19 protein-coding genes are annotated in these 21,339 nt (G+C 48.6%); 16 read left to right on the top strand and 3 right to left on the bottom strand.

Annotated features, from left to right (window positions below; translation table 11 throughout):
- Window positions 1–99 precede the first annotated feature (99 nt).
- The gene (locus tag F3H12_RS07160) at window positions 100–1,119 is read right to left on the bottom strand and encodes an NAD-dependent epimerase/dehydratase family protein (RefSeq protein WP_188118423.1); all 1,020 of its coding nucleotides are present in this window, start codon (window positions 1,117–1,119) and stop codon (window positions 100–102) included.
- 140 nt (window positions 1,120–1,259) lie between these two features.
- On the opposite strand from F3H12_RS07160, the gene F3H12_RS07155 reads away from it, so the two are divergent.
- On the top strand, window positions 1,260–2,312 hold the full coding sequence (locus tag F3H12_RS07155; protein ID WP_149678658.1) for a LacI family DNA-binding transcriptional regulator: 1,053 nt from the start codon (window positions 1,260–1,262) through the stop codon (window positions 2,310–2,312).
- A gap of 29 nt (window positions 2,313–2,341) precedes the next feature.
- Here F3H12_RS07155 and F3H12_RS07150 read toward each other — a convergent pair whose 3' ends face one another.
- Window positions 2,342–3,136, bottom strand: coding sequence for a Gfo/Idh/MocA family protein (locus F3H12_RS07150; RefSeq protein ID WP_149678657.1), 795 nt, complete (start codon window positions 3,134–3,136; stop codon window positions 2,342–2,344).
- Window positions 3,137–3,485: 349 nt separating this feature from the next.
- Between F3H12_RS07150 and F3H12_RS07145 the strand changes: the two genes are divergently transcribed.
- From F3H12_RS07145 to F3H12_RS07075, 15 genes are all read left to right on the top strand, one after another.
- Window positions 3,486–4,748 (top strand): ABC transporter substrate-binding protein, encoded by a 1,263-nt coding sequence (locus F3H12_RS07145; RefSeq protein ID WP_188118422.1) that lies wholly within the window; start codon window positions 3,486–3,488, stop codon window positions 4,746–4,748.
- A gap of 132 nt (window positions 4,749–4,880) precedes the next feature.
- Window positions 4,881–5,762, top strand: coding sequence for a branched-chain amino acid ABC transporter permease (locus tag F3H12_RS07140; protein ID WP_149678655.1), 882 nt, complete (start codon window positions 4,881–4,883; stop codon window positions 5,760–5,762).
- 13 nt (window positions 5,763–5,775) lie between these two features.
- The gene (locus F3H12_RS07135) at window positions 5,776–6,633 is read left to right on the top strand and encodes a branched-chain amino acid ABC transporter permease (RefSeq protein WP_149678654.1); all 858 of its coding nucleotides are present in this window, start codon (window positions 5,776–5,778) and stop codon (window positions 6,631–6,633) included.
- 5 nt (window positions 6,634–6,638) lie between these two features.
- Window positions 6,639–7,406: an ABC transporter ATP-binding protein gene (locus tag F3H12_RS07130; protein ID WP_149678653.1), complete on the top strand. Its 768-nt coding sequence runs from the start codon at window positions 6,639–6,641 to the stop codon at window positions 7,404–7,406.
- Window positions 7,407–8,120: an ABC transporter ATP-binding protein gene (locus F3H12_RS07125; RefSeq protein WP_149678652.1), complete on the top strand. Its 714-nt coding sequence runs from the start codon at window positions 7,407–7,409 to the stop codon at window positions 8,118–8,120.
- Window positions 8,121–8,158: 38 nt separating this feature from the next.
- Window positions 8,159–8,929, top strand: coding sequence for a glucosamine-6-phosphate deaminase (locus F3H12_RS07120; RefSeq protein ID WP_149678651.1), 771 nt, complete (start codon window positions 8,159–8,161; stop codon window positions 8,927–8,929).
- A gap of 21 nt (window positions 8,930–8,950) precedes the next feature.
- Window positions 8,951–9,697: a creatininase family protein gene (locus F3H12_RS07115; RefSeq protein ID WP_188118421.1), complete on the top strand. Its 747-nt coding sequence runs from the start codon at window positions 8,951–8,953 to the stop codon at window positions 9,695–9,697.
- 21 nt (window positions 9,698–9,718) lie between these two features.
- Window positions 9,719–10,795, top strand: a complete 1,077-nt coding sequence (locus F3H12_RS07110; RefSeq protein ID WP_149678649.1) for a Gfo/Idh/MocA family protein — start codon at window positions 9,719–9,721, stop codon at window positions 10,793–10,795.
- Entirely contained in the window at window positions 10,795–13,266 is a 2,472-nt protein-coding gene (locus F3H12_RS07105) for an FAD-dependent oxidoreductase (protein WP_149678648.1), read from the top strand. The genes F3H12_RS07110 and F3H12_RS07105 overlap by 1 nt, the downstream gene beginning before the upstream one ends.
- An 18-nt stretch (window positions 13,267–13,284) precedes the next feature.
- Window positions 13,285–14,094 (top strand): SDR family oxidoreductase, encoded by an 810-nt coding sequence (locus tag F3H12_RS07100; RefSeq protein ID WP_149678647.1) that lies wholly within the window; start codon window positions 13,285–13,287, stop codon window positions 14,092–14,094.
- 43 nt (window positions 14,095–14,137) lie between these two features.
- A complete protein-coding gene (locus tag F3H12_RS07095; RefSeq protein ID WP_149678646.1) occupies window positions 14,138–15,196 on the top strand; it encodes an Ldh family oxidoreductase in 1,059 nt (352 codons plus the stop codon).
- A 33-nt stretch (window positions 15,197–15,229) separates the two neighbouring features.
- Window positions 15,230–16,186 carry a bifunctional 4-hydroxy-2-oxoglutarate aldolase/2-dehydro-3-deoxy-phosphogluconate aldolase gene (locus F3H12_RS07090; protein WP_324448300.1) on the top strand — a complete coding sequence of 319 codons (957 nt, stop codon included), beginning with the start codon at window positions 15,230–15,232 and terminating at the stop codon, window positions 16,184–16,186.
- Window positions 16,187–16,198: 12 nt separating this feature from the next.
- Window positions 16,199–17,224, top strand: a complete 1,026-nt coding sequence (locus tag F3H12_RS07085) for a sugar kinase (protein ID WP_149678644.1) — start codon at window positions 16,199–16,201, stop codon at window positions 17,222–17,224.
- 437 nt (window positions 17,225–17,661) lie between these two features.
- Window positions 17,662–19,119, top strand: coding sequence for a methyl-accepting chemotaxis protein (locus tag F3H12_RS07080; protein WP_149678643.1), 1,458 nt, complete (start codon window positions 17,662–17,664; stop codon window positions 19,117–19,119).
- 423 nt (window positions 19,120–19,542) lie between these two features.
- Window positions 19,543–19,926, top strand: coding sequence for a VOC family protein (locus F3H12_RS07075; RefSeq protein WP_149678642.1), 384 nt, complete (start codon window positions 19,543–19,545; stop codon window positions 19,924–19,926).
- Between the two features lie 95 nt (window positions 19,927–20,021).
- Here the strand turns inward: F3H12_RS07075 and F3H12_RS07070 are convergent, their stop codons facing one another.
- Window positions 20,022–21,002, bottom strand: a complete 981-nt coding sequence (locus F3H12_RS07070) for a DUF5692 family protein (RefSeq protein ID WP_149678641.1) — start codon at window positions 21,000–21,002, stop codon at window positions 20,022–20,024.
- Window positions 21,003–21,339 lie beyond the last annotated feature (337 nt).

The raw sequence follows: 21,339 nt of genomic DNA, 5'->3' as shown, positions 1-21,339 counted from the left end.
AGCCCGCAATCGATATATAAAACGATTGCGGGCTTTGCTGATTTTTTTATGGTATTAAGCGATTTTTTTCACATATGCCAATGGCTAAACCCAAAAACCTTAATATCTTCCGTCGGCCTGCTCGAAATGGGTGGGCGCATTGATGGTTTCTCTGCCGGACATGATCCATTCTGCCTGCATGTGGATCATCTTTTCAAGCGGCATGTGGGGCATTCCCATAAGACCGCAGAGCTTGGTTGTGTTGCTGTAAATTCCTACCGGCCTTTCTTCACCACAGAAGACAGGCTTTTTGCCGAAGATTCTGCCGAAGGTTTCGGCGGTCCATCTGGTAGATATGCACTGGGGGCCGGTAACGTTCAGAACAAAAGGCGGTGACGAGACGTGGAGCAGGCTGCGGATTGCGTATTCGCACACGTCACCCTGCCATATGCAGTTGTATATGCCGCGGGCAAGGCTCACCGGCTGCCCGTTGAACACAGCACTGGCAATATCGTACAACACGCCGTAACGCATTTCTATGGCGTAGTTGAGGCGGAAAAGAAGGGATCTGGTCCCGCAGTGATTTGCGTAATACTGGAACACACGCTCACGTCCCAGGCAGGTTTGCCCGTACTCTCCATCAGGATTCGGTTCGTCCTCTTCGGTCGATCCGCCCGAAAGTGCGGAGGTATCCCCATATACGTTGCCGGTAGAGAAAACGACAAAGCGGGAATCGGGAAAACGTTCGCACACCTTTGCCGGAAGAAGGACATTTATAGCCCAGGTAAGGGATTGGTTTTCAGTGGTTCCGAACTTTCTTCCGGCCATAAATATGATGTTGGGGCAATCGGGTAATCCCTGAAGCTGGCTGTTGTCCAAAAGATTAGCCTCAAAAACTTCAACGCCGTATGCCTTCATCATGTCGGGCACATCTTGTCGCTCAAACATGGAAACGGCTATGATCCTCTTGTTTATGCCGGCCTCCTGGCATGCACGGGCGGCCATTATTGAAAGGCTTGGCCCGACTTTGCCGCCTGCGCCAAGGATCATGATGTCGCCTTCAATTCTTTTTACGTCTTCAATCAGGCGCTGACTGGGACGTGTCATGAATTCCATGAGTTCACCAGTGTCTTTGACCATGCTATCACACCTTTCCATTTATTAGAAATTCTTTTTGGTTGACAAGTTAAAATACTTGATTTATCTTGTTTCTGATAGTAAAATAACAGTAAATTTAATGGAATGTTTACTAAGAAAATATCTTTAACAGGTGATCGGTGATGAGGGAAAAACGGGTGACTATAAAAGATGTTGCAGCATTGGCAGGCGTTTCTGTGGCAACGGTCTCCAGAGTACTCAGTAATGCGGACTATCCCGTCTCCAAAGAACTTCGCTCCAAGGTTGAACAAGCCGCCAAAGAACTGTCTTTTGCCTATACATCGGCACCGCGTTCTTCTAAAGCGTATCACGATAAGGAGATTGCAGTGGTCATCCCCAATATCTCCAACCCGTTCTATATGCAAACCATCAACGGGATCAGCACTGTATGCTATGAAAAGGGATATCAGATGCTCCTTTGTAATTCCATGCAGGATGTGGAGAGGGAGGAGCAGATTCTCCAGGACCTTTATTCCAGAAGGGTAACAGGGGTCATCGTTTCCTCCATTTCCGAAGATCCCCGGCTGCTTGCAAAATATACTGAAAAAGGCATGACATTCATTCAGCTTGACCAGAACTATGAAGGAAGCGGTGTATACAGCATCAACTACGATTCCCGGCTCGGAGCCAGGATAGCGGTAAGGCATCTTATAGAAAACGGACATAAAAGAATTGCCTTTATTTCCACTCCTCTTACGCGCTGGACCAGAAGGGAGATCTACAAAGGTTATCTGGAACAGCTTAAGAAAACTGATATTGAATACGATGAAAAGCTTGTTTTCATAGCTGATACGGATGGAATGGGAAATCTCAGCAAAGATGAAACCCGTACAGGGGCGGCGATGGCCAGGAAACTCGTTGAGAGCAAATGCAACGCCACCGCCATACTCTGTGTTAACGACATGGTGGCTTTTGGCGCCATTCATGCCCTTAACGAGATGGGGGTGGCTGTGCCTGACGATATTTCCGTTGTGGGGTTCGATGATATCCCGCTTGCGGAATCTTTTGTGCCCGCCCTTACGACAGTCCATTTTCCCGCATATGAAACGGGAAGAATAGCGGCAATAATGCTCATCGACTATCTGGCAAACGGAAAACAAAGCAATACGCCTCTCAAAATGAATATGGAACCGAGGCTTGTCGAGAGGCGGTCTGTCAGGAATCTCTGTCGGTAATTGCGGTGGCCAAAGATTTATATCGTACATCATTTTGAAAGCCTCTTTATGATTGAGTCCAGAAGGTTGACTGAGAACAGCAGCCTTTCAGGATATACGCTCTGGTTGTTTATAAGCATATCTGAAAAGCGTTCCATTCCAAAACGGTAGCAACGCTCATAGTTGGGTACAAGAATCTGTTGCGAATTTCCAGTTTTATAGGCGATATGGAAAGAGAGGTCATTGATATCCGGCGAGGAAACCAGCTTGACGGCGAGACCGTCATAAAAAACGCTCGCCGTCACATTGCGGCCCTCTCTTTTTGCTTCAAAGCCTTTTGCATCGCAACCGCCTACGCAGGCGCACAGATCGGTGAGATGGCTTCCGTAATAATACCAGCCTCCGTATGGTGATTCCCAGTCGGCCATGAATTGGATTGTGATTTCGGAGGCGTCCTTTGCTGAACGGCGGACCGATTCGGTTTCAGGAAGCCAGCAGAGGGTGGAGCCTCCCATGATGGGAACATGATGTTTCCTGGCTGCCTCTATCATAGCGAGGGCATCCTGCTTGTCGCACGCGAAGGGTTTATCAACGAAAACCGGCTTATGGTTTTCAATGCACATTTCGGCATATTTTCTGTGGGTCCGACCATCCCTGGTTAGTATCATGATGGCATCGCTTTTTTCCAGCAGTTCGCTGAAGGTATCGCAGACTCCGGCCAGTTCTCCTGCTGCCAGCCTTGAAGCAACTATATCCGGTGCATCGGGCGCCCAAACATATCCCGATTTGGAATCCAGCCCGGGAACCCCTGCTGCCAGAACTTCGCCAAAATATACCAGATGCATGCTTTGAGCCCCGATATAGCCAATCCTTTTAATAAAAATCCCTCCGTCAAATCGTTCTAGTAATTTGATTATAGGAATTTTTCTGTTATCATGTCAATGAAAAAGAGAAAATTTTCTTAAATTTTCTATGGAAAAGTATTGCATTTGATGTTTAATAGCGCTAATATTTTATTATACGAAGTAAAGAGTTCGGTACAAAATGCACTAAAAATGTTGCTATATTTGTGATTGAATAGAAAATAGACACAGTAAAAAAAGGTAATACAATTGAAATTATTTCTTACAATATAAGCATAAATAATATTGTTAGAAATAATTAGTCATGAATTATTTTAAAGGGGGAGAAAAAATGAAAAAGAAAATTTCTCTGGTAATGGCACTTGTACTGGTCGCCGCCATGGCTCTTTCTGCTTGTGGGAGCAATACGGGTACAGGGAATGCGACCGGGAATACTGCTGGAAATGCCACAACTTCACCTTCTGCCACGCCTGAATCATCTTCGTCATCATCACAAGTTGCGTTTGACGGTGAAATTGTCATAGGCAGCATTCTCGACACGAGTGGGAGCATGGCTGCTGCAGGTCTTGCCACTGTTTGGGGAGCCGATTATGCCGTTAAGGAAATCAATGATGCCGGCGGCATTCGTGGCAAGAAGCTTAGCATCATTCATTATGATGTGAAAGGCGATCCCAACGAGGCAATCAATGCCTACAATCGTCTTGTGGACCAGGACAAGGCAGTGGCTGTAGTCGGGCCGGGTCTTAGCAATATAGGTATAGCGTTAGCTCCTATAGCTGAGGAAAAGAAAGTTCCCATTGTCGGACACTTTATGGACGAACGCTGCACCACCAATGAACAGACGGGTACAAAATGGAACTACATGTATCTTGCCGAACCCAGCTGTAACCAACAGGCAGAAGCCATAGCCTCATACGCTGTGGAAAAACTGGGTATCAAGACAGTGGGCATTCTCTATGACAGCTCCAACGCATATTCCGTAACGCATGCCGAGCCTTTTGCCGCTTACTGTGAAGCCCACGGCGTCAAGGTTGTTGCCAGCGAATCCTTTGGTAAGGATGCCAAGGACTACAAGGCACAGTTGTCCAAGATAATCGCACAGAATCCCGATGCCATTTTCGTTCCGGCTTACGTGCAGCAGAATGCTCTGGCTTATGTGCAGATAAGGCAGTTGGGCTATCAGGGAATCGTTTTAGGCAACAATACCTACAATACACCGTTTGATACCCTTATTGCCGGCACTTCTCCTGATAATCTCTATTTCATATTCAACGTTGACTACTCTTCCGAATTTACCAAGTTCCTGGGCGATGCATACCGCGCTGAAAAGAATGAAGAGCCCTTTATCAACAGCGCATTCGGATATGATGCTGTAAAACTCATAGCCAACGGGCTTAACCATGCAGAAGATATAACCAGCGGCGAGTCGATATCCAAGGCCATAGAAGCAAAAACACAGGCTGTTATGACATCCTCGGGTCCCATTACAATCAATCCTAATACCCATCGGCCGGAAGGTATGGGTGTTTACATCGCAAAATGGGCATCTGACATGAGCAAGGTAGAACTGTTGGAATATTATTTGGCCAAATAAACCGACTGAGCCCTTGCAGGTGATGTCTTCAATGAACCATCGAAGACATCACCTGCAAAAAATGCTCCCGGAAGCCTGCGGTGCCGGGTAGGCATATGGGATCTTGTGCATCCTGATTGCGGAGGAAAGACTATGGTTCTGTTTTATGTTCAGCAGCTTATAAACGGGGTGTCCCGCGGAGCAGTATATGCACTGATAGCCGTAGGCTTTGCCCTTATTTTCAGCGTACTGAAATTTTCAAACTTTGCCCACGGTGGACTGATTAGCGTTGCTGCTTATGCAGGTTACTATTTCAGCACAAAGTTCGATTTTCCGCCGGTCATAGCCATTCTCTGCACGGCTTTGATAGGTGCAGTCATGGGAATTATTCTGAATTATATAGCGTTCTACAACCTTCAGAGGAGGAACAGCCCCAATATCTTTTACTTTGTGAGTTCCATAACTTGCGGCATATTGTTCATGAACATCCTGACACTGATGTTTGGAACCACATTTTATGCCATAAAACCGTTCTTTAAAAACAACATCATCAAAATTGGCAACCTGATCATTCTTAAAATGGACATCATGATCCTGGCTTTGACCTTCGTTCTTCTGGCAGCGCTGATGCTGCTGATCAACAGGACAAAGATGGGACTTGCCCTGAGGATGGTTTCCATTGATAAGGATACCGCCATGCTGATGGGCGTCAACTCCAGCGTTGTTATAACCGTGACCTTCAGTATTGCAGGCGCCCTGGCCGGAATAAGCGGTATTCTTTTGGGAGCTAATTTCACCATCGATCCTTTTTTGGGCAACATGGTGGTTAAAGGCTTCATCGCTTCTGTAATAGGCGGGCTCGGCTCTCTTCCCGGTGCCATTATTGGAGCAATTTTGCTGGGTGTGATGGAAGTTATTTTCACGGTTCTGGTAGGCGATATCCTGTCTCCCGCTATCATATTCGTCATGACCCTGATATTCCTGCTGATTCGTCCGCAAGGCATCAGTGGGCACTTCGTAACGGAGAAGGCGTAGGGGGTGAGAGCGTATGAACGACTATATTGCTTCGCTGATACAGACAACATGCATATCGTTGATCGGTGTTGTGAGCATCTTCCCGCTTACAGGCATGACCGGCCTTTTCAGCTTTGGACAAGCTGCATATATGGCAGTGGGCGCATATGTCTCGGGTATACTGGCGGTAAAACTGGGAATGCCCTTTTGGCTCTGCCTGCTGCTAGGTGTTCTTTCGTGCGGCTTGTTGGCAATCATTATCGGTTATCCGACACTGAAGCTGCGTAAGGATTATTTCTCACTGATGTCCCTTTGCCTCGGGGAGGCGGTGACAGCCGTTCTCAACAAATTCGGAACGATAACCGGAGGCGCTGCAGGTCTCAGCAATATACCCAAAAAGTCGACCATGCCTCTGATTATCATCAGCGCGGTTGTGACCGTGGCTCTGGTGGCATTGTTCAAGAACTCCAGATTCGGACGTATGAGCCTTGCCATAAAAGCTGACGAATTGGCCGCAAAATCATTCGGCATCAATGTATTTGCCCATAAAATGAAAGTGTATATTTTCACCTCCATGATAGCGGGTTATGCCGGAGTATTGTACGCCTTCTACCTTACATACCTCGATCCGAATCTGTTTGGCTGGACCCGTTCCAGCGAGTGGGTCATATTCCTTTTCTTCGGCGGGGTCAACAGCCTTACCGGTTCGGTTCTGTCCACAATCATCCTGACAGTATTGCCTGAAATACTCAGGTTTGCGTCATCCGCCCGTATCGTCATGTATACCGTCCTGATACTTCTCGTTATCAATTTCAAACCTAACGGCCTGCTGGGCGAGAAGGAACTGCGAATACCAGTCCGCAAGCAGTTCAGAACGAGGACGAGGGGGTGAGGCTCATGGCACTGCTGAATGTGGAAAACATAAGCAAAAAATTCGGAGGCGTCTGCGCAGTAGACGGATTTTTCATGGAAGTCGAAAAGGGCGAAGTGGTTGGAATCATCGGCCCTAACGGCGCGGGGAAAACCACCATCTTCAACCTTATTTCAAAGGTCTATGAGACCGAGTGCGGGCGCATCTGGCTAGACGGAACAGATATAAGCAGCTATACGCAAGAACAGGCGGCAAGAAGCGGTATAGGCAGAACATTCCAGAACATAAGGCTTTTTAACAGCCTGAATGTTCTGGATAACGTCAAGGTTTCCTGTGATTATAAGCCGAGGTACTCTCTGATAGAGGCTATCCTGTCCCTGCCCCGTACCATAAAGGGCAAAAGGGAGACCCACGAGGAAGCCATGGCGTGCTTAAGGGCTGTCGGGCTTGAAAAATATGCCCTTGAAAAACCCGGAAATCTGCCCTATGGCATGCAACGAAGGCTCGAGATAGCCCGTGCCCTCGCTCTCAAGCCCAAAGTGCTCATGCTGGATGAGCCGGCTGCCGGCCTTAATCCTGAGGAATGTGCAGAACTAGTGAGATTTCTGAAGGATATCACTCAGAAATTCGATATTGCTCTGGTCATCATCGAACATCACATGGATGTTGTCATGAATCTTTGCCATAAAATCTATGTTTTGGAATTTGGGAAAACCATAGCTGTCGGTACGCCGGAAAAGATTCAGAACGATCCTAAGGTGCTTGCGGCTTATCTGGGAGAGGAGGAAGACTGATTGCTGAGCGTAAATAACCTGAGCTTAAGTTATGGAAAAAACCGGGCCCTTTCCAATGTATCTTTCGAGGTCCAACAGGGCGAGATCTTCAGCATTATCGGCGCCAACGGCGCCGGCAAAAGCAGTCTTTTAAGATGTATTTCCGGGTTGGTCAAGCCGATGGAAGGAACCATTTATTACGAAGGAAAACCTCTTCCGAAAGAACCTCACAAAATCACCGCCGCCGGCATTGTTCATGTGCCGGAGGGACGCAGGATCTTTGCGCCGCTTACTGTCAAAGAGAACTTGAAAGCCGGAGCTTTTCTGGTCAAGAGCCGAAGTGAAATCGAGGCGAGGATAGAGGAACAGTACAAGATATTTCCAAGGCTTAAGGAAAGGGAAAACCAGTATGCCGGGACGCTTTCCGGCGGAGAACAGCAGATGCTTGCCATTGCGAGGGCTTTGATGTCAAGACCCAAGCTCATTTTGCTTGATGAACCGTCCCTTGGACTTGCGCCCCTGGTTGTCAAAGAAGTGTTCCGAATCATTGAGTTAATCAGGGAGCAGGGCGTTACCGTGCTCCTGGTGGAGCAAAATGCAAAGAAAGCGTTAAGCCTTGCGGACCATGCGGTCGTTTTGGAAAACGGTATCATACGAAAAACAGGTACCGGAAAAGAGCTTCTGAACGATCAAGTTGTCAAAGAGGCCTATTTAGGCGCCGGACATAGCGACTGAAAAACCAACAACAATGCGAAAAGGTAGGGAGAGTGGACATGCTGCTAATCGAAAAGAAGATAGACAATCTGAAAGTGTATGTGTACGAAAACAGAAAGTATATGGGAAAAGAAGCAGCCAAAAAAGCTGCAGAGATCATTAACAATGCAATTTCCAAAAAAGGCGAGGCTAATGTCATATTTGCCGCTGCTCCGTCCCAGACAGACCTTCTGGAAGCGCTCATCAGCGAAAACGTGGATTGGACAAAGGTGAACGCATTCCAGCAGGATGAATACCTGGATCTTGATCCTGAGCATCCTGCAGGTTTTGGGAATTTCCTGCGCCGTCATATTTATGACAAACTGCCTTTCAAGTCCTGTCATTTCCTTTACTGCAGGCCGGAACAGGCAGAGGCCAAATGCCAGGAGTATGCAGAGCTTCTCAAGAAGATTCCTCCCGATATGATCTTCCTTGGTGTGGGAGAAAACGGGCATATTGCCTTTAATGATCCCCAGGTTGCAGATTTCAATGATCCCAAGGATGTGAAGATAGTTGAGCTTGACCAGGTATGCAGAAATCAGCAGGTCAATGACGGGTGCTTTGAAAGCATCGATCAGGTTCCGACACATGCGCTCACGCTTACGTTAAGCTTTATCATGAGAGTTCCTCAGGCAATAACGGTGGTTCCTACATCGCTCAAGGCTAAGGCTGTTGCAAGGGCGCTGCATGGCGAGATATCCGAGGAATGCCCCGCCAGCATTTTGAGAAGACATGCATCGGCTGAGCTCTATCTGGACAAGGAAAGCGCCAGGGAGGCTTTTAACCTGTAAATGACAAGGGGGCTATGCAATATGTATGGATACGATCTCAGCGCAGATGAAATTATGTGCAAAAATATGGAGCTCGCCATCGTTCCCCTGGCATCCATAGAACAACACGGGACCCATCTTCCTGTCGCAACGGACTGGTACATAGCAATGGCCCTGGGGAAAAAGGTGGCGGAACTTTCAGGAGGCTTTTTGGTTCCGGCCCTTCCCATTTCCACCTGCCGGGAGCACATGGGCAAAAAGGGAAGCGTATGGATGGATCACGACATCTACTACAATATGTTGAAGAGCATTTTACTAAGCCTTAAGGAACAGGGCTTCGGGAAAGCGCTTCTTCTTCAATGCCACGGCGGAATATTCATGGCAGGCCCCTTGGTGAGGCAAATGAACGCCACGTGCAATCCCGATTTCATGGTAGCTTTCATCGATATCTGCAATGTTTTCAGTTTGTTGTATGAAAAAGGCATTGCTGAAACCTCCACTGAGCTCCATGCGGGTGAGATTGAAACATCCCTCATGCTGCATATAGCTCCCGAAACCGTAAACATGGCGGTGGCTGAAGATTTTGTGCCTGAAGTGCCTAGAGCCTATCTGAACTATGGTTCCATATTCAGAGCCTCGCCTACCGGTGTATGGGGCGAACCCACAAAAGCCGCTGCCGAAAAAGGCAAAGCCATGCTGGAATTTGCCGCGCGGTATGCGATAGAGGAATCCGAACGCATATTTGACTATATAAGCAGAAAAGAAAAAATAGGTTATTCTGATTTTTAACTGAACCAGGAGGGGGAGTCCATGAGCAGAAAAGTAAAAGTTTTGCTGGCCGGCGCGGCCTTTGCCGCTGATCTGCATGCTGATGCCTATTCAAGGATTAGGGATAAAGCTGAGATAGTTGCCATTGTGGACAAAAATATCGAGCGCGTAAAAGAGCTGGCGCTTCGCTACGGGTTCACGGGCTATGTGCCGTACTCCGACATAGATGAAGCGTTGGAAAAAACCGAATGCGATGTGGTGGACATTTGCCTGCCCAATTTCCTGCATGCATCAGTGGCGATAAAAGCGCTGGAGAAGGGGTTCCATGTCATATGCGAAAAACCCCTGGCCACAAAGGTCGAGGATGCTGTAAAGATCATTGAAACAGCCGAACGTATGGGGAAAAAGGTTTATTATGCCGAGGACTGGCTTGGGTCTCCTGCACTGAACAAAGCCCTGGAGCTCATAGAAAAAGGCGGAATAGGGGAGCTGAAATTCATACGGGCCAGGGAGTGCCATTCAGGCTCGCATTCCCCCTTTGCGCAAACCATTGAATACTGCGGCGGAGGAGCCATGATGCACCTGGGTATCCATCCTGTCGGATTTGTGCTGGCCCTTAAGAACAATCGCTGGGAAAGCCTGACCGCATTGACCAGCGGTGGCCTTGAAAAAAACCTCATGCACAAGGGCATGGAGGGTGAAGACTGGTCAGCTGCGCTCATCCGGTTTGAAGACGGAACCACCGCGGTTCTTGAAGCCAATTTCGTCACCAGGGGAGGCATGGAAGACTATATCGATTTTTACGGCGATCAGGGATGCCTGCACGTAGACCTTACTTTCAGCAGTGCTTTGAGAGGATTCTCCATTCCCGGGTTCGATTACACGGTGGAAAAGGCCGAGTTGACCACCGGCTGGTCGAGGCCTGCAGTCGATGAAAGATACAATCTGGGTTATGTGTCTGAAATCGCGCATTTTGTGGACTGCATACAGAAGAACTGCGATGCCAAGGTTGGGCTGCGCGGTATTGACGGGCTTGAGGCCGTAAAAGTTATTCATCTGATCTATAAGAGCGCCAGGGAAGGAATTCATATCAAAAACGAGGCCTTGGGGGTGCGGTGATGGAAGATATCAGGATACCGGTTACGGTTGGCAGCATAACCTTCAAAAACCCGTTCTACGTCGCATCCGGGCCAACCACTAAGAGCCTGAAGCAGCTTATACGTATAGAGGAAACCGGCTGGGCTGCCGCGAGCATCAAACTGAGCATTGATCCTGCGCCTTACATCAACAGAAAGCCAAGGTATGACTTGTTTGAAGACAGGAACGCTCTTGCCTTTACTACCGAGAAAAGGCTTACGGGCGATGAAGGTGCAGCTCTTATCAGGGAGGCCAAAAAGCATCTGAAAGAACTCATCCTCTTTGCCAACATCACCTATGCCGGCGACGAGGGAACCGAAGGCTGGGTGAAGATGGCAAAGAAGTTCGAAGCCGCGGGGGCAGATGTTATCGAGCTGAACATGTGCTGTCCCAATATGTCCTACAATGTTTCCCTTACCTCAGCCGGGACTGAATGCTCCGTGAGGCAGACCGGCGCAAGCTTGGGACAACAGGGAGAAGTGGTGGCAGAGATAGTACGGGCTATCAAAAAGGAAATCAGTATCCCGCTGTTTGTAAAGCTGACTCCCGAGGGCGGAAAGATAGCCGAAATATCAAAGATACTGCATGAGGCCGGCGCGGATGCCGTCAGCGGGACAGGCAACAGGATGGGCATACCCGTGTTGGACCTGGATCACCCGGAGAAAGCTGTTTACCATCTCCAGGAAGAGGTGAGCATGAGCTGCCATTGCGGCGCTTGGCTTAAGCCGTTGGCGCAGCGCGACACTTATGAGATAAGGAAACTGTGCGGAGAGGATATAAAAATTGCTGCCACAGGCGGTATCCGCGACTGGAAGGACGCTGTTGAGATGATCCTGTGCGGCGCTGATCTTCTGGGCATCTGTTCCGAAACGCTCATAAGCGGTTATGATATCGTAAGGCCTATGATAAAAGGCCTCCATGAATACATGACCAGGCACGGTTACAAGTCTGTCACCGACTTCAGGGGACTAATCATTCCGAAAATGAAAACAGCTCAGGAAGTCACGCTTCACGACGGCTACGCCAAGGTTATGCAGCCCAGGCTGTCGGGCCCGTGCAAGGTTGCCTGCCCTTATCATGTTCCTGCGCAGGCGTATGTCCAGAGCGTCGGCCGGGGAGATTTCAAAACCGCCTATGACATCATCACTGAAAAAGGCCTTTTGCAGGGGGCCTGCGCATACCTATGCCCCAGCCCATGCGAGGATGCATGCGTAAGAGGTGAATATGGAAGTCCGGTACGGATTCGCGAGCTTAAGAAATATGTGCTGGACAAGGGTGAAAAGGAAGGCTGGGCGCCGGCATTTGAAAGAGAAGCGTCAAACGGCCGTAAAGTCGCCGTCGTGGGAGGTTCTGCTTCAGGTATAGAGGCTGCCTTCCGCCTGTCCAAGGCCGGTTACGAAGTATCGCTTTTCGAAAAGGAAGACAGGATTGGCGGAATCATATCCAGCCTGGCAAATGTGGGACTGGCTCCTGCCGGTTTGACCGAAAGACTTGCGAAGGGCCTTGAGCATACCGGCGTAAAAATACTCCTGAATCATGAGTACGGATCAATTGTTTCTGCGGACGAACTTCTTAAACAAGGTTATGAAGCCGTCGTTCTCGCTTTCGGGGAAGAGGAAAGAGCGGCATTGCATCATTCCGTTCCCGGAGCTGAAAGCGTAATCAGTTCAAAGCTTTTGCTGAAGGAACCAGGCAGGGCGAAGGGACTGCGCATTGCTATTCTGGGCGACGGACTTCCCGCTTTGTATGCTGCTTATGCTGCATTGTACGAGGGTTCTGAACATGTCTATCTGGCAGGAAGATTCAACAAAAAACAGAGGGCTGTTCAAAAACTGCTGGACAAGCTTCCCGGGAATTTCAGCATCATTGAAGGCATGACTTTGAAAGCCGTAAAAGCAGCAGACGGGAAAGTAGACAGCATCGAATTATACGGGAACAACGGCATAGTGTCCGAAATCCCCTGCAGTGCGGTATACGCGGTAATGAAGGAAAAAGCACCGGAGAGAAAAGGTGGTCCCATATTCATCGCCCGCTCGGGCGTGGCCGGCGGCTTAAACCTTATTGCCGCAGCAGCTGAGGGATATAGACTCGCTTGTGAAGTGGATAACCTGCTGAGGGGGGAGAATGGGGTTCTCGTGCCTGAGGGCGGACTGGTGCCCGCCAGGCGGCAAGAAGTTTTAAAGCGCAGGGGTGTGTTGCCCTATGAAGGGAGACTTGAAGAAAAACCCATTACTTCTGACGAAGAAGCCATCAATGAAGGCAAAAGATGCCTCGGCTGCGGCTGCGGTGAAGGATGCCAGCTCTGCAAAACCATATGCGCAGAGTTTGCTCCTGCCATAACCAAAAGGGACGAAATTTACATCAAACCCGAGGATTGTGTGGCATGCGGCATGTGCTTCAACCGCTGCCCCAATGGAAACATAGAAATGGTCGATACAGGCATTATTGAATGATTCAAGGAGGTGCATCCAATGGATTATGGCTTAAAGGGGAAAACGGCTGTTGTAACAGGCGCCGGCGGCGTGATATGCGGCGTTATGAGCAAGGAGCTGGCCAAGCAGGGCGTAAAGGTTGCTCTCCTCGATATTCTTGAGGAGAACGCCCGGAAAGTGGCCGATGAGATCACTGCAGCCGGCGGAGAAGCTATCGCTTTAAAGGCGGATGTTCTGGATCCCAAAAGCCTGGAAGAGGCGTGCAGCAAAGTTGTAGAGGCATTTGGAGGTGTGGACTTCCTGATAAACGGCGCAGGAGGCAACAAACGCCAGGCAACCACCAGCCCGGAAATGGACTTCTTCCATCTTGAGGCTGACGCGATACGCTGGGTGTTTGATTTGAATGTTACGGGGGCGATTCTGACAACTCAGGCTTTTGGAAAGGAACTGGTGAAGAAGGGGAAGGGATGCGTCATTAACATCGCATCCATGGCGGGATATCTTCCCCTTACCAATACGGTGGCATACAGCGCCGCAAAAGCCGCTGTAGCCAACTTCACCAAATGGATGGCGGTCCATTTTAATCTCAATTATAGCAAAGAGATCAGAGTCAATGCAATTGCCCCCGGATTCCTGCTGACAGAGCAGAACCGTTATCTTCTGACAAATCCTGATGGCAGTTCAACACCGCGAGGAGAGAAAGTTATCGCCAAAACGCCCATGGGTCGCTACGGAAAACCGGAAGAACTTTGTGGTGCGCTCATGTGGCTGCTGAGCGATGATGCTTCCTTTGTGACCGGTGCCGTGATACCGGTTGACGGCGGTTTCTCAGCCTATTGGGGAGTTTAAGAAAAAATCTGAATGCGAAATCAACGAGGGGGGGCTTGTCACTATGGCCAGGATAAAAATACAAGATTTAAAAAATTTTTGCATTAATGCTCTGGAAAAAGAAGGTATGAAGCCGGAACTGGCAGTCATCACCGCGACCGTGCTGACGAAAACCGATGCATACGGAACTCACAGCCACGGAACAAAAAATCTGCATAATTACATAAAAAAAGCACGGGCCGGCGGCCTCACGCTTAACGCTGAGCCTGAAATCATCAAAGAAGGTCCGTCATATGCCCTTATGGATGGCAATAACGCCATGGGCATGGTGTGCGGCGTAATGGGCATGGAGCTCGCCTGCAAAAAGGCTTCTGAAACAGGTGTGGGACTTGTCACCATAAGGAACAGCAACCATTTCGGAGCAGCAGGGTATTATGCCAACATTGCTTCGGAAAAAGGGATGATTGGTTTTGTAGTGAGCAATGTGGATCCCAACATGAATGCGCCTGGTGCAAGGTCGAAGGCGCTTGGCAACAATCCCATTGCTTATGCGGCGCCCGCAATCAGCGTTCCTTCGGTATTTCTGGATATTGCCCTGAGCAACGTGGCATCCCTCAAAGTATTTAAGGCAAGAGCAGAAGGGAAGAGCATCCCAGATACCTGGATCGTTGATAAGGACGGCCTTCCCACCACCGATCCCAGCCGCTATCCCGAAGAAGGCGCCATGCAGCCTATGGCAGGACACAAAGGATACGGACTGGCGGTATTTGTAGATTTAATTACCGGTGTCATGAATGGCGGCGCCACCAGCATGAGCGGAGAGATCGATAGCTGGGTTCTCTCGCTGGATAAGCCCAACAACGTATGCCATACCTTTATAGCCATTGACGCGTCAAAGTTTATAGGTGAAGGCGTATTGGCGCAGCGCACTGAAGATATGGCCCAGACCCTGAGAAGTCTGCCGAAGGCAAAGGGCAGCCAGCGCATCTATACCCCGGGTGAAATTGAGTGGGAGAACTATAGGAAATCTGAAAGAGAAGGTATATCAATTCCAGATGATGTGCTGGAAAGCCTTAAGGGACTGGCAGAGGATATGCAGATTGAGCTGCCTGTGTTTGACTAAGCAGTACAAAAAATCTGTTTTGGAGGGATAATGATGAATGCTTTAAAGAGGATAGGCCTGTGCGGTGTGGTACCGGTTGTGGTTATCGAAGATGCCAAGGATGCGGTGCCCACAGCTAAAGCACTCTATGACGGTGGCGTTGATGTCATGGAAATAACTTTCCGCACCAGTGCCGCTAAGGAGTCCATACGAAGAGTTGCCGAAGAATTTCCTGACATTTGCGTTGGCGCCGGTACAGTGCTTACCCTTGATCAGGCCAAGGCTGCAGTGGAGGCCGGGGCAAAGTTCATCGTGCTTCCCGGTTTTAACAGGGAAGTTGTAAAATGGTGCGTTGAAAACGATATTGCAGTAACTCCTGGTTGCGTAACCCCCACGGAGATCATGGAGGCCCTGGGGCTGGGCGTTGAGGTTCTTAAGTTCTTTCCGGCCAATGTGTACGGAGGACTCGATGGCATGAAGGCGCTTTCGGCACCTTTTGGCAAGGTAAAGTTTATACCCACGGGCGGAGTTTCCGACAAGAATCTGGCCGAGTATGTGGCAGCGCCCTTCGTTTATGCGGTGGGCGGAAGCTGGCTCTGCAACAAGGCAGACATCGCAGCGGGCAATTTTGACACAATAACCGACCTGTGCAAAAAGGCCCGTCAGACAGTGCTGGGTTATGAGGTTGCCCATGTGGGAGTGAATTGTGACAGCGGGGAGAAATCTGCAGAGGTTTGCGGACAGTTCAGCAAGGCCTTCGGGTTTGAAATCAAGGAAGGAAACAGCTCCAATTTTTCAAGTCCGGCCATTGAGGTAACCAAGCAGATCTTCCCTGGAAAGAACGGCCATATCGCCATTCGTACCGCCAATATGGAAAGGGCGGTTGAGGACCTTAAGAAGAAGGGCTTCTCAATAGACATGGAAACCGCCAAATATAAAGGGGAGAAAATGATAGCCGTTTATCTCACCCATGATTTCGGAGGATTTGCGGTTCATCTTTTGCAGAAATAAGGAGGTTTGAACATGAGGTACCTTACTTTCGGAGAAATTATGTTAAGACTAAAAGCCCCTGGGGTAGAGCGCTTTTTCCAGAGCCCGGTTCTGGAAGCCACCTTTGGTGGTGGAGAGGCCAATGTAGCCGTAAGCCTTGCAAATTACGGATGCGATGTATCTTATATCACCGTGCTTCCTGACAATCCCATCGCCGATGCCTGCATAGCAGAGCTTCGCCGTTTCGGTGTATGCACCCGCCTTATCAAGAGAGGACCGGGGCGCATGGGCATCTATTTCCTCGAGGGAGGAGCAAACCAGCTTCCCAGCAAGGTTGTATACGATCGTGCCTACAGCGCTATAGCCATGGCAAAACCGGGAGATATCAACTGGGATGAGGCCATGGATGGCATTGATTGGTTCCATATCACAGGAATTACTCCTGCCATAAGCGAAGGCGCCATGGCGCTCAGCCTTGAGAGCGTGAAGACTGCAAAATCCAAGGGAATAACCGTATCCTGCGATCTCAACTTCCGAAAGAATCTCTGGAAATACGGTAAAAGCGCTCCTGAGGTGATGACAGAAATAGCAAAATACGTCGATGTGGCCATAGCCAACGAAGAGGATGTGCAAAAGTCCCTCGGTATCAACATTGACGTGGATGTAGAAAGCGGGAAGCTGGACACGGACAAGTACCGCATCCTGTCCGATGAAGTTCTCAAGGCATATCCCAACATGAAAATGATAGCCATTACTCTGAGGGAGAGCAAGAGTGCGGACATCAACGGTTGGGCGGCATGCCTCAATGACAGGGAAAAATTCTACATAAGCCGCAGGTATGAGATAAACGACATTATTGACAGGGTGGGCGGAGGAGATGCTTTCGCTGGTGGGCTTATTTATGGCCTTACCCACTATGACGACAAACAGAAGGCATTGGAATTCGCGGTGGCTGCGTCGTGCCTGAAACACTCTATCCCCGGCGACTTCAACAGGGTTACCTTAAAAGATGTTGAAAACCTTGCCAAGGGCGATGCTTCCGGAAGGGTTCAGCGCTGAGTCGGGTTTTGATGAACAGAAGGATTCGAGTGTGATAATCGGAAGGTAAACTATCGTATTGATAACCTCCGGCATGATATGAAATCATATCAAACCGGAGGTTATTTATTATCTGTTGCCGGAAGCGTTATGAAAGGTGCATGATTTTTGTGTCCTATATCTATGGCTGGTTGGACAAATCTTCAGAGATACTGATCGGGAAAGGTGATTCAGCTGGTTAGCATTTTTGTCATATTATAATTACATAAGCTAATATTAATGCCCCATATCTTCACTTGAATATGAATCAACTGCACATCTGATACATTCAAAGAATAATTCCCGGTCTTCTTATACCTATGTGTTAATACCTTCCTTTTTGATGGTAATATTATTACGTAATCATGCAAAAATGCGATTCGTAAGCTTCACAGGGGACATCAGAAGGGGGCAAATGTATGCAAGATAATTCATTGTTCAGACATGTGAGCAGGATCAACAAAGTATTGAACGGGGCTTTCTTTGTACTGGGCTTTGTGATGCTGATTGCAGGGATAGCGACGAAAACAATCTCTGAAAGCATCATTCCTTTGGCGGTAACCATTTTATCAGCTTTCCTGGCGTTGTTCCTGCGGCTGAAAAAGAAAGAGACAGCTGCAAGTTATGTGTTGGTGGCATCAGCTTTGCTGCAGGTGCTTCCCATGCTGTTGACCATGTCAGGAGAAAGCGTTTATGTTCTGGCAATGCTGCCGATCAGTGTGACTGCGCTGTACCTGAATCAATGGACGTTTCTAATCGTTGGCATTATCCTTAATGTGGTAACGCTCATCATACATTTTGTGACGCAGGGTGCAGCCACAGCTGATTTCCTGTTCGCAGACATTCTCCAGGTGTTGATAACATTTGTGTTGTTTATGCTGGTGAGAACCGGCAAGCGTTTGATACTGGAGGCCGGCGACAGGGAAGAGCATTCCAGAAAGCTGCTGGATGATCTGCAAAAGGCCATTGAAGTCATAAAATCAAGCACTGCGGTCTTAAACAGCGACATATCCAAGGGCAATGAGAATCTGAATACGGTCCGCGCGATAAGCGATTCCATTACATCGGCTACCCAGGAAATAACCGAAGGGATTGTGGACCAGAACAGGAGCGTTTCTCAGATTAACCAAATGATAAAAGAGGCATACAACAAGGTGTCCGAGCTGACGGAGTTTTCAAATCAGTTGAAGAGCGTATCCACGACTGCCAGCAAGCTTGTCTCCGACGGGTCAGACAAAATTGATGTCATGGACAAGCAGATGGAGATGATCAACGAAGCGGTGGCAAAATCCGTTGAAACCGTTCAGGAACTGAACGACAATGTGGATGAGATAAACGATTTCCTGTCGGGGATCACGCAAATCGCGGAGCAAACCAATATGCTTGCTTTAAACGCGGCCATAGAGGCCGCCAGGGCAGGAGAATCGGGAAAAGGCTTTGCAGTTGTGGCCGATGAAGTCAGAAAATTGGCTGAACAGAGCGCATTGACGGTAAACCAGATCAATCTAATCATCCATCAAATTAAAGAAAAAACAAGACATGTGCTGGATGAAGTCAGCAGAGTGCAAACGGCGGCACAGGACGGTGAGAAGGTTGTCAGCACGGTCAATCAGACATTTGACTCGATCCGTGAAGCCTTCAGGAACATTGATAGCTGCATCGCAGATGAGTTCAGCAGAATCGGAAACGTTGCCGATTTGTTCTCTCAAATTGACAAGGAGGCGGAAAGCATTGCCGCTATCTCCGAGACCCATACTGCCGCAACAGAAGAACTGCTGGCAACACTGGAGGAGCATAATGCCAACATTGAGGACATGAATCATTTGATGCAGAGTATCAAGGCTTCCAGTGAGAACCTGCAGGGTGTTATCGCATGAGTGCTTTTGCCCATGCATGAAAAACGGGAATAACACTAATTGGATTGCGTATACGTAGGCTTCCTGTTGGAATCATGATAAAAAGCCTCAGGAGGCCTTTCTGCTGCTTTACATGCTTTCATCAAGGATCCTTTTCGGTGTATCCGTTTGCCATAAATCTGGAGCAAGGCCAAAACGCATTTTGCCCTTCAACTTCGTTTGTTTTTTGATCATATTTTTGGTATAATGGCGAAACGATCCTCAATTTTTTGCATGTGGGGACCGTTTCAGGCATTGACGAACTTCAGGTCTCACGGGCTCTTGTCGCACAGATTGCCGGTCTGATACTGGTTTCGGTGTTTTATTTCAAGAAGCGTAACCTTCGCTTCATAGATTCAAAGTGATTGAGAAGAAGAGGCATGAATTCCGCAGGAGGAAGTGAGCATGAGGATAGAACATATCGCGATGTATGTGAATGATTTGGAAACGGCAAGAGACTTCTTTGTAAGATATTTCAATGCCATTTCCAATGACGGGTATCATAACCCGAAAACCGGTTTCCGTTCCTATTTCTTAAGCTTTGAAGACGGCGCCAGGCTGGAAATCATGAATAAGCCGGGAATGACCGATGATAAAAAGGGACTGGCAAGGACAGGCTATGCCCACATTGCGTTTTCCGTGGGAAGCAGGGATGCCGTGGATGCCTTGACGAAACGGCTCAGGGATGATGGGTATGAGATCGTGAGCGGCCCGAGGACGACCGGAGACGGTTATTATGAAAGCTGCATTGTCGGTATTGAAGGAAACCTGGTTGAAATAACGGTTTAAGCCCAAGGAAACATGAAGTAAAAAGAAGGGGTGTCTCATGCCTTCAAGACACCCCTTTATTGCGGCTTGCCAAACATATTGATCTGACCAAATCTTTATTCAGCCAACGCTTTTATTTGCTGGTACCCTCTCAAATCGGTATAAAGCTCGCCTTTGTACGGATTGCGCTTTGTCTTGACAACCTTGTAAATCATGTAAACCAGGACCGCAATGTTGGAGAGCAGGGCCAATAAGCTGACGATGAACAGCGGCACTTCATTGTATGAGGAAGCCACCGCAAATTTGCCTTCGTCAATGAATGCCGGGAAGGTCTGCGCAAACATGCACCACAGGGCCAAAGTATGGGCTCTGTGCTGAAGCCATGCTCCCTTTCCGACGGTGAACGCGCAGACAGTCGGCGCAAGAAGCAATGCAAATCCGCAGTACCAGGAATGTCCCGGCAGGCAGTTGTAGGTGTACGCAAAGTTCCATAAATCATAGGCGACAATCCAGAACCACAGCATGTCGGGCCACAGCATGTCCTTGCTCTTGTCTTTTTCTGTCTCCTTACGGAGGCATATGCCGAACCATCCGGTGATGGTGATGACGTTCAAAACACCTGCTGCGGCGTTCATAAAGTTCCACGGACCGCCCAATACATACATTGAGCCGTCGGCAAGGATTCCGCCATTCGGATATTGGATGCCAATCTGAATATCCCGGGCAACGGCTTCAAAAATGTTGATGGCAAGGATAAGGGGCGGAAAGCACAGGGCTATCCTGTTGTCGGCCAGGCGCCATTCCTTTCCGGTCTTCCTGTTCTTGCCGCGTAAATGCCTGATGCACCAGAAGCCGATACATCCGGCCGTTGCGGAATACACTTTTGCGATATGGAACCAGTCGGTATAGGTTTTATCCTTCAGGACGGTAAACCATAATATGCTCAGGACTGCCGGCAATCCCACAAAGCAAAAAAGGCCCACCCATTTATTACGCCTGGTCAACTCGTTAAGCAGGAACAGAGCCGCAAACACAATTAGCCAGACAAGCCACACCGCAAGATCTGAAGCACCTGCTTCATAATTGAACTTAAACATAGACTGCCCCCCTAAACAGCAAGATTAAAATTTTAAACAGCAAAGAATTATGGAGAAAACAATCCTCTGCTGCTTATGCCCCCTTAAATACAGCATTCTCCTTAATTGCAGCAAATCTTGCCATGTCTTATAATCCGTCCCGTGCGGCAGAAGCAAGTTGTGAAGCGAGTTGTTAAAAAAATGTCATTATAATTTGACTATACCAGAAATATTGAAAATCTTCAATGCAATCGCAAGAGTTTGGTCGTGTCAACTTGTTTTAGGTTTTATGTCACTGTCTGCCCCTCTTTTTGGGCAAGGATCATATGGCAAATCCATTATCCCGTATGGATCTAAG

The organism is Thermoclostridium caenicola (assembly GCF_900142095.1).
GTDB classification, from domain to species: Bacteria; Bacillota; Clostridia; order DSM-8532; family DSM-8532; genus Thermoclostridium_A; species Thermoclostridium_A caenicola.
This window is presented reverse-complemented; position numbering and strand designations above follow the sequence as displayed.

Coding starts and splice junctions, on each gene's coding strand:
- F3H12_RS07160 (WP_188118423.1), bottom strand. CDS start 1,119: ATGGTCAAAGACACTGGTGAACTCATGGAATTCATGACACGTCCCAGT.
- F3H12_RS07155 (WP_149678658.1), top strand. CDS start 1,260: ATGAGGGAAAAACGGGTGACTATAAAAGATGTTGCAGCATTGGCAGGC.
- F3H12_RS07150 (WP_149678657.1), bottom strand. CDS start 3,136: ATGCATCTGGTATATTTTGGCGAAGTTCTGGCAGCAGGGGTTCCCGGG.
- F3H12_RS07145 (WP_188118422.1), top strand. CDS start 3,486: ATGAAAAAGAAAATTTCTCTGGTAATGGCACTTGTACTGGTCGCCGCC.
- F3H12_RS07140 (WP_149678655.1), top strand. CDS start 4,881: ATGGTTCTGTTTTATGTTCAGCAGCTTATAAACGGGGTGTCCCGCGGA.
- F3H12_RS07135 (WP_149678654.1), top strand. CDS start 5,776: ATGAACGACTATATTGCTTCGCTGATACAGACAACATGCATATCGTTG.
- F3H12_RS07130 (WP_149678653.1), top strand. CDS start 6,639: ATGGCACTGCTGAATGTGGAAAACATAAGCAAAAAATTCGGAGGCGTC.
- F3H12_RS07120 (WP_149678651.1), top strand. CDS start 8,159: ATGCTGCTAATCGAAAAGAAGATAGACAATCTGAAAGTGTATGTGTAC.
- F3H12_RS07115 (WP_188118421.1), top strand. CDS start 8,951: ATGTATGGATACGATCTCAGCGCAGATGAAATTATGTGCAAAAATATG.
- F3H12_RS07110 (WP_149678649.1), top strand. CDS start 9,719: ATGAGCAGAAAAGTAAAAGTTTTGCTGGCCGGCGCGGCCTTTGCCGCT.
- F3H12_RS07105 (WP_149678648.1), top strand. CDS start 10,795: ATGGAAGATATCAGGATACCGGTTACGGTTGGCAGCATAACCTTCAAA.
- F3H12_RS07100 (WP_149678647.1), top strand. CDS start 13,285: ATGGATTATGGCTTAAAGGGGAAAACGGCTGTTGTAACAGGCGCCGGC.
- F3H12_RS07095 (WP_149678646.1), top strand. CDS start 14,138: ATGGCCAGGATAAAAATACAAGATTTAAAAAATTTTTGCATTAATGCT.
- F3H12_RS07090 (WP_324448300.1), top strand. CDS start 15,230: ATGAATGCTTTAAAGAGGATAGGCCTGTGCGGTGTGGTACCGGTTGTG.
- F3H12_RS07085 (WP_149678644.1), top strand. CDS start 16,199: ATGAGGTACCTTACTTTCGGAGAAATTATGTTAAGACTAAAAGCCCCT.
- F3H12_RS07080 (WP_149678643.1), top strand. CDS start 17,662: ATGCAAGATAATTCATTGTTCAGACATGTGAGCAGGATCAACAAAGTA.
- F3H12_RS07075 (WP_149678642.1), top strand. CDS start 19,543: ATGAGGATAGAACATATCGCGATGTATGTGAATGATTTGGAAACGGCA.
- F3H12_RS07070 (WP_149678641.1), bottom strand. CDS start 21,002: ATGTTTAAGTTCAATTATGAAGCAGGTGCTTCAGATCTTGCGGTGTGG.